Annotated in this window: 14 protein-coding genes; 8 read left to right on the forward strand and 6 right to left on the reverse strand. The window is 69.0% G+C overall.

All coding sequences use genetic code 11. The features are described 5' to 3' along the window. Positions 1 to 935: non-homologous end-joining DNA ligase (ligD, locus tag RWP81_RS08470; RefSeq protein WP_314454796.1), on the forward strand; the 935-nt coding region annotated here is incomplete at its 5' end. Between the two features lie 116 nt (positions 936 to 1,051). On the opposite strand, the gene RWP81_RS08475 is transcribed toward ligD, so the two are convergent. Next, positions 1,052 to 1,627, reverse strand: a complete 576-nt coding sequence (locus RWP81_RS08475; RefSeq protein ID WP_314454798.1) for a helix-turn-helix domain-containing protein — start codon at positions 1,625 to 1,627, stop codon at positions 1,052 to 1,054. 49 nt (positions 1,628 to 1,676) lie between these two features. On the opposite strand from RWP81_RS08475, the gene RWP81_RS08480 reads away from it, so the two are divergent. The 6 genes from RWP81_RS08480 (at position 1,677) to RWP81_RS08505 (ending at position 6,061) form a co-directional block, all read left to right on the forward strand. After that, positions 1,677 to 2,558 (forward strand): SDR family oxidoreductase, encoded by an 882-nt coding sequence (locus tag RWP81_RS08480; protein WP_314454800.1) that lies wholly within the window; start codon positions 1,677 to 1,679, stop codon positions 2,556 to 2,558. 40 nt (positions 2,559 to 2,598) lie between these two features. Next, positions 2,599 to 3,585, forward strand: a complete 987-nt coding sequence (locus RWP81_RS08485; RefSeq protein ID WP_314454803.1) for an enoyl-CoA hydratase/isomerase family protein — start codon at positions 2,599 to 2,601, stop codon at positions 3,583 to 3,585. 79 nt (positions 3,586 to 3,664) lie between these two features. Further along, the gene (locus tag RWP81_RS08490; protein WP_243498253.1) at positions 3,665 to 4,375 is read left to right on the forward strand and encodes an SDR family oxidoreductase; all 711 of its coding nucleotides are present in this window, start codon (positions 3,665 to 3,667) and stop codon (positions 4,373 to 4,375) included. 31 nt (positions 4,376 to 4,406) lie between these two features. Beyond that, the gene (locus tag RWP81_RS08495) at positions 4,407 to 4,772 is read left to right on the forward strand and encodes a DoxX family protein (protein ID WP_314454808.1); all 366 of its coding nucleotides are present in this window, start codon (positions 4,407 to 4,409) and stop codon (positions 4,770 to 4,772) included. Between the two features lie 483 nt (positions 4,773 to 5,255). Continuing rightward, positions 5,256 to 5,660, forward strand: a complete 405-nt coding sequence (locus RWP81_RS08500) for a MerR family transcriptional regulator (RefSeq protein WP_314454810.1) — start codon at positions 5,256 to 5,258, stop codon at positions 5,658 to 5,660. Next, on the forward strand, positions 5,657 to 6,061 hold the full coding sequence (locus RWP81_RS08505; RefSeq protein WP_243498261.1) for a carboxymuconolactone decarboxylase family protein: 405 nt from the start codon (positions 5,657 to 5,659) through the stop codon (positions 6,059 to 6,061). Before RWP81_RS08500 ends, RWP81_RS08505 begins: the two co-directional genes overlap by 4 nt. A 22-nt stretch (positions 6,062 to 6,083) precedes the next feature. Here RWP81_RS08505 and RWP81_RS08510 read toward each other — a convergent pair whose 3' ends face one another. Continuing rightward, positions 6,084 to 7,001, reverse strand: a complete 918-nt coding sequence (locus RWP81_RS08510) for a cation diffusion facilitator family transporter (protein WP_314454815.1) — start codon at positions 6,999 to 7,001, stop codon at positions 6,084 to 6,086. Positions 7,002 to 7,200: 199 nt separating this feature from the next. Between RWP81_RS08510 and RWP81_RS08515 the strand changes: the two genes are divergently transcribed. Then, a complete protein-coding gene (locus tag RWP81_RS08515) occupies positions 7,201 to 8,640 on the forward strand; it encodes an amino acid permease (protein ID WP_314454818.1) in 1,440 nt (479 codons plus the stop codon). An 86-nt stretch (positions 8,641 to 8,726) separates the two neighbouring features. On the opposite strand, the gene RWP81_RS08520 is transcribed toward RWP81_RS08515, so the two are convergent. From RWP81_RS08520 to murI, 4 genes are read right to left on the reverse strand one after another with little or no spacing between them, the layout of a single operon-like run. Next, the gene (locus tag RWP81_RS08520) at positions 8,727 to 9,536 is read right to left on the reverse strand and encodes a glycosyltransferase family 2 protein (RefSeq protein ID WP_314454828.1); all 810 of its coding nucleotides are present in this window, start codon (positions 9,534 to 9,536) and stop codon (positions 8,727 to 8,729) included. 26 nt (positions 9,537 to 9,562) lie between these two features. Next, positions 9,563 to 10,159 (reverse strand): RdgB/HAM1 family non-canonical purine NTP pyrophosphatase, encoded by a 597-nt coding sequence (gene rdgB / locus RWP81_RS08525; protein ID WP_314454821.1) that lies wholly within the window; start codon positions 10,157 to 10,159, stop codon positions 9,563 to 9,565. Position 10,160: 1 nt separating this feature from the next. Continuing rightward, positions 10,161 to 10,886, reverse strand: a complete 726-nt coding sequence (rph, locus tag RWP81_RS08530; protein WP_183419992.1) for a ribonuclease PH — start codon at positions 10,884 to 10,886, stop codon at positions 10,161 to 10,163. A 36-nt stretch (positions 10,887 to 10,922) separates the two neighbouring features. Next, complete coding sequence (gene murI, locus RWP81_RS08535) at positions 10,923 to 11,741, reverse strand: glutamate racemase (protein ID WP_314454825.1); 819 nt, start codon at positions 11,739 to 11,741, stop codon at positions 10,923 to 10,925. Positions 11,742 to 11,970: the final 229 nt, after the last annotated feature.

Consider the following 11,970-nt stretch of genomic DNA (forward strand, 5'->3'; position numbering starts at 1 on the left):
GGGGCGAGGCGTGGGTGGAGATGAAGTGGGACGGTATCCGGGGTCTGGGCGTGTGGGACGGTGAACGACTTCGCCTCCGTTCGCGTAACGGCATCGATCTGACCGCGGCCTACCCCGATTTGACGACGGTCGACCTGCGGCTCGGCGAGACGCCGGCCGTGTTCGACGGGGAGATCGTCGCGCTCGACGCGGAGGGTCGACCGAGCTTCCCGCTGCTGCAGAAGCGCATGAACCTCGCCCAGCCACGCGAGATCGCGCACGAGGCGAAGCGCACGCCCGTGCAGCTCTACCTCTTCGACGTGCTGCGCGTGGGCGACGACGACGTGGCCGCGCTCCCCCTGGCCGACCGGCGCCGCCTCCTGGAGGACCTCGCGGGGAACGCCGGCCTCCCGGTGGTCGTACCGCCCGTCTTCGACGATGTGGATGCCGCGGTGGCCACCAGCGGCCACTTCGGTCTCGAGGGGGTCGTCGTGAAGGACCCCGGGTCGCTCTACCGCCGGGGAGAGCGTTCGGAACAGTGGTTGAAGATCAAGCACTCCCGGACGCAGGAGGTCGTCGTCGGCGGGATCCGGCCGGGGAAGGGCAACCGCGCCGGAACCATCGGATCCCTCCTCGTCGGCATTCCCGGTCCCGACGGGCTGCGCTACGCCGGACGCGTCGGTTCCGGTTTCGGCGAGCAGACGCTCGCGCGGCTGTCGGCCCTGCTCGAACCGCTGAGGGGCGAGACGGATCCGTTCGTCGGCGTCCCCGCCGCAGACGCGCGAGACGCCGAGTGGGTGCACCCGGAGCTGGTGGCCGAGGTGGAGTTCGCCGAGTTCACCCCGGGCGGAATTCTGCGTCAGGCACGGTGGCGGGGGCTGCGACCCGACAAGGACCCGGGCGACGTGGTGCGGGAAGACCTGCACTCCGACGTGTCTGTTCGCCGTCTGGGGTAGCCCCACCCGCGCCAACCTCTGCTTTGGTCCGACCGCCAGTGGTCACTCTGCCGAACGCCACGACCATCGTCGCCCCGAAGGGACCTCGAACACGTTAGCGGCGGCGCGTGCGCCCTCTACGACCGTTGCGCGACGAGATCCACCATGGCATCCACGACGTCGTCGAGGGACACCTGCCACATTTCCGGTGAGAGGTGACCCGTCGATCCCATGGTGGTAATGCCGTGTGCGCTGGTGAGCAGCATCGCCCCGTAGAGGTGGGCATACTCCTCACCGACGACGCTTCCCACGATCCGAAGAAACTGCTCCTGGGCGCGGAGGGCGGCGTCGATGGCTACTTCGGGGTTACTCGCCGGCACGGTGAACATTGCCCGGTAGACCTCCGGCTCCTCCGTCCCCACTTCGATGAGGGCGCGCAGCGCTGACTTCAAGAGAACGGCGCGATCAGCCGGTGGGGCGGCATGAATCTGCGCCAGTTGGTCGGTGATGCGATCCCAACTCTCCGCGCCGACTGCCGCCAGGAGACTCTCCTTGTCAGCGAAGTGCCGGTACGGAGCACCGCGGGAGACAGCGGCGCGGGCACCCACCTCTCTCAGGGTCACTCTGGAGGGGCCTCCCTCATTCAGGAGTTCCCGAGCAGCGTCCAGGAGAGACCGACGTGTTGCCGCGGAGGATTCGAGACGACTGACCATGGACAGATCATACAGTTGACAACGTCAACCGGAGTGATACAGTTCTGAGATGACAACGTCACCTCAATCCTCGGAACTCATCCTCGTCACCGGCGCATCCACCGGCATGGGTGCAGCCACGGCCACCGACCTCGCTGCACGCGGCTACCACGTCATCGCCGGTGTCCGACGAGAAGCCGATGCCGACGCCATCCGATCCACCCGTATCCAGCCCGTCATCCTCGACATCACCCGCCCAGAGCAGATCGTCGATGTGGCCGCACTCATCGAGGCCGACGGGCGGCCGCTGCGCGCTGTCGTCAACAACGCAGGCATCGCGGTCAACGCCCCCGTCGAGGTCCTCCCCCTCGCCGAGTGGCGCCGACAGTTCGACGTGAACTTCTTCGGCCACATCGAGGTCACCCAGGCCGTGCTCCCCGCCCTGCTGAAGAGCGGCGGCCGTGTCGTGCTGATCAGTTCCATCGGTGGGCGCGTTGCGCAGCCGACGTACGGGGCGTACTCCGGGTCGAAGTTCGCCCTCGAAGCGGTGGGCGACTCGCTTCGGCGCGAGCTCGCTCCCCACGGGGTGCAGGTCGTGATCGTCGAGCCGGGCGCCGTGCGTACGGAGATGGTCGGACGCGGCGGGGTCACCCTCAAGAAGCTCAGCGCCGACATGACTCCGACTCAGGAGCGTCGGTACAGCGGGCTGATGCGCGCGATCCTGGCCCAATCGGAGGGCTTTCTCCGCAGCGGAGTGGATGCCTCCGAGGCCGGCAAGGCCATCGCCACCGCCGCGACCACGCCCCGCCCGAAGACCCGATACACGATCGGCCGAGACGCGGCCCTCCTGATCCGCCTGGCGCGGATCCTGCCCGACCGGGCGCTGGACAAGCTACTCGCCTCCGCCCTCCGTCGGCTCTTCCCGAAACCCCCCACCTCGCTGAACGACTGACTCCACACACAAGACAACGACACCACGTCGGGAGAACACAATGAACACCACGCAGAATACGACCACGAGCCACGCAACCACACGTCCCGGCGGACGAATCGACATCGAAGACCGCGGCGCGGTGCTCGTGGCTCGTATCGATGGCGGCCCGCACGCACTCTTCGATGTCGCCATCGCGGAAGATCTGAAAACGCTCGTCGACCGCGCTGACAAAGATCCGAACATCCGCGCGGTTGTTTTCACCGGCACACATCCGGATCGATTCCTCAGCCACGCCGACGTCACCTGGCTACAGCAGGGCGGAGTGGGATTCCCGCCGATCAACACGCGCATCGCGGGTCTCGTGGCGCGGTTCGCCACAGCGATCAACAAGACACCGGGCGTCCGGGCTCTTGCCAAGAAGAGCCGGCTCAAGACGCTTCTGCAATTGGATGCCATCCATGCGACGTTCTTGAAGATGAACGCCAGCGGCACCATCTTCATCGCGGCTCTCAATGGTTCCGCACTGGCTATCGGTGCGGAGTTCGCGTGGGCGTGCGATCTGCGGATCATGGCAGAAGGGGACCATGTCATCGGCCTCTCGGAAGTGCTCCTCGGGCTCACGCCCGGCGGCGGCGGATCTCAGCGACTGCCTCGCCTCATCGGGCGCCAGCAGACGCTGACCGCAGTCCTCGAAGGCAGACCGTTCACTCCCGGTGAAGCTCTTGAACTCGGCGTTGTCGACGAAGTCGTGCCGCAGCAGGACGTCCTTGCGCGTGCCATCGAGCGCGCGGAGTACCTGAGCCTGCGCGCGAAGGGATCCCTGGGCGCGGCCAAGCGATCCATCTACTTCGGCGCCTCGACGCCCCTCACCGCCGGCCTGCAGTACGAGCACGCCGAGTTCCTCGTCAGAGACCAGCAGCCGCAGGCTCAGCAGCGGATGCTCGGCTACATCGCCGATGCCGAAGCCACCGGAGAACTCGCTCTGCTCAACCCCGAGAAGTACGCCGAGGCACTGCGCACCGGACGCATCGGCGCCGACAACTGACACAAGACCGACCCCGTCGACATCCGCACGCGGCTCATCCTGCTGCGCCCCCCACGCACGAACTCAGAAAGGCATCCTCATGACCACCCTCACCAACGCCGTCGTCCTCGTCACCGGAGCGAACGGAGGCATCGGCACCGAGTTCGTCCACGCCGCCCTCGCCCGCGGCGCCGCCAAGGTGTACGCGTCCGCACGCACCCCCCGCACGTGGGACGACGAACGCGTCATCCCGCTCGAACTCGACGTCACCGACCCGGCCTCCGTCGCCGCTGCAGCCGCGGCCGCCGGCGACGTCACAATGGTGATCAACAACGCCGGCGGGCTGCCCCAGACGGCCAGTCTGCTCGAGGTCACCGAGGAAGACCTCCGCGGCGTCATGGAGATCAACTTCTTCGCGCCCGTCCGCGTGGCGCGAGCCTTCGCCCCCGTCCTGGTGTCCGCCGAGAACGCGGTGCTCATCGACATCCACTCCGTCGCGAGCTGGTACGCGGGTTCCGGCGCGTACGGCACGTCGAAGGCAGCTGTCTGGTCTGCCACGAACTCCCTCCGACTCGAACTGGCACCCCACGGCGTCCTCGTCACCGGGGTGCACATGGGCTACGTCGACACCGCGATGGCCGCCCACACCGACGACCCCAAGATGAAGCCCGCGGACCTGGTCGCCGCCGTCTTCGACGGTGTCGAGAAGGGCGAGTTCGAGATCGTCGCCGATGGGATCAGCGCTCACGTCAAAGCAGGACTCGCGGCTCCCATCGAGGCCCTCTATCCCGAGCTCCTGACCGGCCGATGAGCTCCACCCCGAAAACAGTGAGGAACCTCTCATGATCATGGCCTTCTTCATCGTCGCCGGTCTCGCCGCGATCGCCTTCGTCGGTTCCGGCCTTCTCAAGATCGTGCGCCCCGCGTCCGCGCTGAAAGCAAGCGGACTGACGTGGGTGGACGACTTCTCGCCCACGACCGTGAAACTGATCGGTCTCGCGGAACTGCTCGGAGGAATCGGGCTGATCCTTCCCGTCGTCACCGGAATCGCACCGGTTCTCTCTCCGATCGCGGGAGGTGCCCTTACTGTTGTGATGGTCGGCGCCGTCGTCGTCGACGCCCGCCACGCGCTGAGCATCGTGCCCGCGCTGACCCTGGTGCTGCTCGCGGTCGCCGTGACCGTTCTCGGCGTCATCGTGATCTCATGACCCGTCAGAGTCCGAGCGCCGAGCGAGGGGGCGATCAAGGGAGCGTCTCGCGGCGGTCCCGGAGCAGTCGCAGACCCCACACCGCAGCCGGCAGCCACCCGCCCCTGCCCGAGCGACGCGCCTAGGGCATCTCGACCGCGTCACCTTTCTCGATCTCGGCGGCACGAGAGAGGTGACGGGCGAAGAAGCGGGCGGCGTCCTCACTCGCGAATGCCGGGACCCCCGTGTGTCCACCCACGTTGGCGTGGAGCGTCTTCTCGGTCGATGCGAAGGCGTCGAACAGCTCGAGGGCCCCGCTCGGTCGTTCCCCTCGTCGTCCCACTGCAGCAGCACGTGCAGGGGGATCGCGACCCGGCGGGCCTCCTCCACCGTCGAGCGCGGCACGGAGCTTCCGGTGAACAGTCCGACCGCCGCGGCGCGGGCGCGCCAGCGCCGAGCGAGACGATTTGCCTTCGAGCGCGCTCGAACTCCTAACGTGCAGGTATGGCACAAGACGAACGAGGCCTCACGGTGGCGCAGATGAGCGCGGCGACGGGAGTGACGGCGCACACCCTGCGCTACTACGAGGGCGCCGAGCTCATCCGTCCCGTCGCGCGGAACTCCCGCAATCAGCGTCGCTACTCGTCGGACGACGTCGAGTGGGTCGGGTTTTTGCTGCGCCTGCGGCAGACAGGCATGCCGATCGCGCAGATGCGCGAGTACGCAGCCCTCCGGGAGCAGGGAGTCGCGACGACCGAGGCCCGCCTGCACCTGCTCGAAGCCCACCAGGCGGGGTTGCAGGAACAGATCGCCCGCCTCCGTGCTCACGAACAGGCGCTGCCCTCCAAAATCGCCACCTACCGCGACGGCGTCGTCGCCCTCCCCTCACGAAACGGAGCCCGACCATGACCAGATCGACCGAGCGACAGCAGAACTTCGCCCGAGGGAAGGCCGTGCTCGACGCGGTCGACGGCACCGCCGGCACGAAGGTCATCGACGCGCTCGACGACATCTCTCCCGAGCTCGCGCACCAGGTGGTCGCCTGGGGCTTCGGCGAGATCTACTCGCGCCCCGGCCTCGAACCCCGTGACCGGCAGCTCGTGACCCTCGGGATGCTCACCGCGCTCGGCGGATGCGAGCCGCAGCTCGAGGTGCACGTGAACGCGTCGTTGAACGTCGGACTGACGCCCCCGCAGATCGTAGAAGCCCTGCTTCACGCCGCCGTCTACTGCGGGTTCCCACGCGCCTTGAACGCGACGTTCACCGCGAAGAAGGTCTTCGCCGAACGCGGGCTCCTGCCGATCGAGTAATGGAGGGCCGCCGTTCCCCCGGTCACGCGTGACGCGAGTCGTGCTCGACGTGGCCGGCGGGTTCGAGCTGGAAGGTCGAGTGCTCCACGTCGAAGTGGTCGGCCAGACACGTCTGCAACGACGCGAGGATCGCCGCCGAACGACCGTCGCTCAGCGCGGCGTCCTCGACGATGACGTGGGCGCTGAACACGGGCGCTCCGCGTGTGAGCTGCCACACGTGCACGTCGTGCACGTCGACCACGCCGTCGGCTCCGCGCAGGTGGTCGCGGATCTCGGCCACATGCACCCCGACCGGCGCCGATTCGGTCAGGACGACCACGACCTCGCGCAGCAGCCCGATCGCCCGTGGCACGATGAGCACCGCGATGAACAGCGAGGCGATCGCATCGGCCTGGACGAACCCGGTCGTCAGGATGACGATCGCGGCGACGATGACCGCCACCGACCCGACGAGGTCGCCCAGCACCTCGAGGTACGCACCGCGCACGTTGATGCTGCGCTTCTGCGCGCGGCCGAGGAGCCACATCGACACGGCGTTCGCGACCATGCCGACAGCGGCGACCACGAGCATGAGCCCGCCCTGCACCTCCGCCTCGGCCGGAGCGAGCAGCCGCTGCACCGCCTCGAACCCCACCCACGCGCACAGCACGATCAGGATGACGCCGTTGACCAGAGCCCCGAGCACCTCGGCGCGCTGGTAACCGTACGTGCGACGGTCGTCGGCGGGGCGTGCGGCGATCGACGTGGCGACGAGGGCGACCACGAGGGCCGCGGCGTCGGTGAACATGTGCGCGGCGTCGGCGAGGAGCGCGAGGGAACCCGACAGGATCGCCCCGACGATCTGCACGACCATCACCGTCGCGGTCAGGGCGAGGGCGGTCGCGAGCAAGCGCGTGTTACCGGCATCGCGGATGCTGCCGGCGGGCGCGTGATCGTGCATGGGTCCAGGGTAGGTCCGGCCCCCGACATCGCGCGTGTTTCCGCGGCAGTCGGGAATGAGAACCGCTGTCACCCATGAGCGTCACGGACTCGCGGGCGTCCGTCCGTTTGCGGACACGACCGCTAGAGGACCTTGTGAGGACGGACCGCGCCTGCCACCTTCGGGGTAGGACTGCCGACGGTCCGAACGAGGGATTCCGATGGATGAGACCACCGCCACGCGCCCGCCGCTGACGCGCTCCCTGGGCGGGTTCCAGGTCTTCGCGATCTCGTTCGCCTTCATCTCGGTCGTGGTCGGCGTGTTCGCGACCTACGGCGAGATGCTGCAGACCTCGGGACCCGTGGGTGTGTGGCTCTGGGTGGTGGTCGGTGCCGGCCAGACGCTGGTCGCGCTCGTCGTCGCGCAGTTCGCGGCGCGCATCGCCCTCAGCGGCTCGTCGTACCAATGGGCCTCCCGGCTCGCCTCACCCCGCGTGGGGTGGTTCTTCGGCTGGTTGTCGTTCTGGTTCCTGGCCATCGCGGTGGTCGCCATCGCCAACGCGCTCGCCAGTCAAGCGATCATGCCGCTGCTGGGAATGGACGCCGACGAGGACGTCGCGCGCTGGCTGACACTCGTCATCCTGGCCGTTCAGGCGATCCTCGTCATCGTCTCCACGCGCCTGCTCGGCATGGTCACCTCGGCGGCGGTCGCCGTCGAGCTGGCGATCGTCGCGGTGCTCGTGGTCGTGCTCCTCGTCGTCGCCCTCGCCACCGGTACCGTGCAGCCGCAGAACCTCGTCTCACGCGGGGTCGCCGAGGCGGATCCGCAGTACTTCGCCCTGGGCGGCGGGCTGATGGCGGGCATGCTGATGGGGCTCACCACCCTCGTCGGCTTCGATTCCGCGGCCAACCTCGCCGAAGAGGCGAAGGATCCCTACCGAGCGGTTCCGCGCGCGATCGTCGGATCCGTCGTCGCAGCGGCGGTCGCGGGGTTTGCGTTCCTGCTCACGCTGACGGTGTCGATCGAAGACGTCGCCGCCATCACGAGCGACCCCTCCCCCGTCGCGGCCATCATCCGCGCTCAGCTCGGACCCGTCTGGGAGCTGATCCTGCTCGCGGGCATCGCCTTCTCGATGTTCGGTGCCGGAACAGTGGTGCTGGCCGCCGCCGCCCGACAGGCCTTCGCCATGGCCCGCGACGGCCGCTTCCCCGCCTCGCGCCTCATCGGCCGGGTCGACGCGCGCACCCGCACGCCGGTCTTCGCCACCCTGCTCATCGTCGTCATCGGGTGCGTGCTGATGCTCGCCCTGCCCGGAGAGGCGCTCCTGCAGCTCATCATCGGGAGCACCATCCTCCCCGCCCTCATCTACGCGGGCGTCGTCGTGCTGTACCTGGTCGTACGCCGTCGACTTGAGCGCCGCACCGGAGGCTTCAGTCTCGGGCGCGCCGAGGTCCCCGTCGCCGTCGCGGCGCTGGTGTGGATCGCCCTCGCCCTCCTCGCCCTCGTCACCCCCGGCGATGCCCTGATTCCCGTACTCATCGTCGTCGGGCTGATCGCCGTCGGCGGCGTGTACTTCGTGCTGCTGCTTCGCCTGCGACCGGGCGTGATGGACGAGCAGCCCGGGGCGGACGACGAGGTCTTCCGGGCCGGCACGCCCTGAGCGTCGAGCGCTCACGAGCCGGTGCGCATCGCGGCGAGAGCGGCGACGACTCACGACCCCCGCACCGCAGGTAGCTCGGAGCCGCCTCAGCTGCGCAGGGCCCGCAGCTGCGCTTGCACCCGCCGGTGCATGTGCAACGCCGGATAGACGCCCAGGAACACCGCCATCGGCGCGCGCAGCCGCACGTCGCGGATGTCGTGGGCTGCGTAGGTGTTCTCGAAACGGTCGACGTAGCGGCGGAAGTCGCGCGGGCGGTCGTCGAGGCGCCGCGCCGACATACCCGCCACCATCTCGGAGCTGTAGCCGATCCGCCGACCGCCGAGGGCCAGATGGATCGCGATGTCGAGGTCTTCGTGCATGACGTCGGCCTCGTCTTCGCACAAGAACTCGCGGACGTCCCTCCAGGCGTCGGCGCGCACGGCCATGTTGCTCCCGAACAGGAAGATGAAGTCGCCCGCGAGCCTGACCTGAAGACGCCGCAGGCGGTCATCGATCTGGTGGCCGATCGCGCGCAGCGGGAGGTCGTAGTACTCGACAGGACCCGACACGGCATCCGTCGTCCCCGACGCGAACACGCGCGACACCTGGGCAACCCAATCCGGCTTGAGCACCGTGTCGGCGTCGATCCGTCCGAGCACATCGCCCGTGGCGGCATCCATCCCGAGGTTGCGGGTGGCCACGAGCCCCTGCCGACCGTCCTGACGCAGGAGACGGATGCCGGCATCCGGGTGTTCGTCGATGATGCGCTGCACCACTTCGCGTGTGCCGTCCGTCGAGCGGTTGTCGACGACGAGCACCTCGTCGGCCGGGACGCTCTGGCGCAGGATCGCGCGCAGGCATCGCTCGATGACCGCCTCCTCGTTGTAGGCGGGCACGACGATCGACACCGTGGGCATTGCGGTCACCTCACGGGTCTACACGCTCAGAGTGACGCGAGGAGGGGTGAGAGCTGAACGAACGCCCGGGCGCGATGCGATTCGGCGTTCTTCTCGGCAGCCGTCCACTCGCCGACGGTGCGTTCGACGCCGGCGGGCTGGCCGTCGGGCACGAAGATCGGGTCATACCCGAAACCACCCGGCCCGGCGGGTTTCATCGCCAGGCGTCCGGGCCAGCGGCCCTCGACGGTCTGCTCGCCACCCTCGGGACGCACGAGGGCGATCACCGACACGAACTGCGCCGTACGGTGCGGGTCGGCGACGTCGGACAGCTGGTCGAGCAGCAGCTCGAGGTTGGCGGTGGCGTCTTTCTTATGCCCCGCCCAGTAGGCCGAGAACACCCCGGGCGAACCGCCGAGCACGTCGACGGCCACACCGGAGTCATCGGCGAGGGCGGGCAGGCCCGTGTGGGCCGCGGCTGCGCGCGCCTTGATGAGGGCGTTCTCGGCGAAGGTCACGCCGTCTTCGACCGGCTCGGGTCCGTCGTAGCCGACGACCTCGAGGTCGGGGCGCACCTCGGCCACGATCGCCTGGAACTCCTCGACCTTGTGCGGGTTGTGTGTGGCGAGGACGACGCGTGCCATCTCAGCCCTCGAGCGCCGCGGTCTGGATGCCGCGCAGCTCGGCGCACCCGTTCACGCCCAGTTCGAGCAGCCGGTCGAGCTCCGCCTTGTCGAACGGTGCACCCTCGGCGGTGCCCTGCACCTCGACGAACAGGCCGCGGCCGGTCACGACGACGTTCATGTCGGTCTCGGCCCGAACGTCTTCGACGTAGGCCAGGTCGAGCAGCGGCTCGCCGTCGACGATGCCCACCGACACCGCGGCGACCGAGTCGCGCAACACCTCGGAGCGCTGGCCGATGAACTTCTTCTCGCGTCCCCAGGCGATGGCATCCGCGAGGGCGACATAGGCGCCGGTGATGGCCGCGGTGCGCGTGCCGCCGTCGGCCTGCAGCACGTCGCAGTCGATCACGATGGTGTTCTCGCCCAGCGCCTTGGTGTCGACGACCGCGCGGAGAGCCCGCCCGATGAGGCGCGAGATCTCGTGCGTGCGCCCGCCGACCTTGCCCTTGATGCTCTCGCGGTCGTTGCGGCTGTTCGTCGCGCGCGGCAGCATCGCGTACTCCGCCGTGACCCAGCCCTTGCCCTTGCCGCTCAGCCAGCGGGGCACGCCGTTGGTGAACGACGCGGTGCACAGCACCTTCGTGCCGCCGAACGTGATGAGCGCCGAGCCCTCGGCGTGCGCCGACCACCCGCGCTCGATCGTCACGGGGCGGAGCTGATCGGCGGTGCGGCCGTCTTTGCGGGTCATGGATCCTCCAGAGGAACGGGAACGGGATGCCACGCCTCAGCGCGGCAGGTCGATGGCGCCGGTTTGCACGAGCTGCACCTCGCGCACCTCACGGCCCATGAGGCGGTGCGCCAGGCGCAGGAAGTCGTCCGCCGACGACCCGGTGGCTTCGTAGCGGTGGCGGGGAATGGCATCCGGACTCGCCAGGAGGTCTCGCGAGACGAGCTGGCGGAAGACGTCTTTCGCGGTCTCGCTGTCGCTCGAGACGAGGCTGACGTCGGGACCCATCACGTAGCTGATGGCGCCCTCGAGGAAGGGGTAGTGCGTGCAGCCGAGCACGAGCGTGTCGACACCGGCGTGGCGGAGCGGGGCGAGGTACTGCTCGGCGATGGCGAGCACCTCGGGCGAGTCGGTCACACCGGCCTCGACGAATTCGACGAAGCGGGGGCACGCCTCGGCGAACACCGTGAGGCGCTCGTTGACCTCGAGCATGTCCTGGTAGGCGCGCGAGCCGATGGTGCCGACGGTTCCGATCACGCCGATGCGGCCGTTGCGGGTCGTGGACATCGCCGTCCGCACCGCGGGGCCGATGACCTCGACCACGGGGACGTCGTAGCGCTCCCGCGCGTCTCGGAGCATCGCCGCCGAAGCGGTGTTGCAGGCGATCACCAGCATCTTCACGCCCTGCTCGACGAGGGTGTCGAGCACCTCGAGGGCGTACCGGCGCACATCGGCGATGGGCTTCGGGCCGTAGGGCGATCTGGCGGTGTCGCCGATGTAGAGGATCGACTCGCGCGGCAGCTGCGCCGACACGGCCCGGGCGACGGTGAGACCGCCGACTCCCGAGTCGAAGATCCCGATCGGCGCGTCATCCATAGGGTGCCAGCCTACCGGGCGGGCAGGAGACGAGCGGGTCGCGCGGGCGCCCCGCGCCGGGCTGTCCCCCGCACGACTCCTGCGGGAGAGACGGTTCGCGTGCGCACCGGGCGGATACGGGCGGTAATGCCGGAGACGTGCACCGGGGAGGGCGACGCGGGCGTGCGCGGCGGCGGCGGGGACGCCGGAATAGGCTGACGCCATGACGCGCAGCACCGCTCTGCTCACC

Source organism: uncultured Microbacterium sp. (assembly GCF_963521695.1).
Lineage (GTDB): Bacteria > Actinomycetota > Actinomycetes > Actinomycetales > Microbacteriaceae > Microbacterium.

Coding starts and splice junctions, on each gene's coding strand:
- RWP81_RS08475 (WP_314454798.1), bottom strand. CDS start 1,627: ATGGTCAGTCGTCTCGAATCCTCCGCGGCAACACGTCGGTCTCTCCTG.
- RWP81_RS08480 (WP_314454800.1), top strand. CDS start 1,677: ATGACAACGTCACCTCAATCCTCGGAACTCATCCTCGTCACCGGCGCA.
- RWP81_RS08485 (WP_314454803.1), top strand. CDS start 2,599: ATGAACACCACGCAGAATACGACCACGAGCCACGCAACCACACGTCCC.
- RWP81_RS08490 (WP_243498253.1), top strand. CDS start 3,665: ATGACCACCCTCACCAACGCCGTCGTCCTCGTCACCGGAGCGAACGGA.
- RWP81_RS08495 (WP_314454808.1), top strand. CDS start 4,407: ATGATCATGGCCTTCTTCATCGTCGCCGGTCTCGCCGCGATCGCCTTC.
- RWP81_RS08500 (WP_314454810.1), top strand. CDS start 5,256: ATGGCACAAGACGAACGAGGCCTCACGGTGGCGCAGATGAGCGCGGCG.
- RWP81_RS08505 (WP_243498261.1), top strand. CDS start 5,657: ATGACCAGATCGACCGAGCGACAGCAGAACTTCGCCCGAGGGAAGGCC.
- RWP81_RS08510 (WP_314454815.1), bottom strand. CDS start 7,001: ATGCACGATCACGCGCCCGCCGGCAGCATCCGCGATGCCGGTAACACG.
- RWP81_RS08515 (WP_314454818.1), top strand. CDS start 7,201: ATGGATGAGACCACCGCCACGCGCCCGCCGCTGACGCGCTCCCTGGGC.
- RWP81_RS08520 (WP_314454828.1), bottom strand. CDS start 9,536: ATGCCCACGGTGTCGATCGTCGTGCCCGCCTACAACGAGGAGGCGGTC.
- rdgB (WP_314454821.1), bottom strand. CDS start 10,159: ATGGCACGCGTCGTCCTCGCCACACACAACCCGCACAAGGTCGAGGAG.
- rph (WP_183419992.1), bottom strand. CDS start 10,886: ATGACCCGCAAAGACGGCCGCACCGCCGATCAGCTCCGCCCCGTGACG.
- murI (WP_314454825.1), bottom strand. CDS start 11,741: ATGGATGACGCGCCGATCGGGATCTTCGACTCGGGAGTCGGCGGTCTC.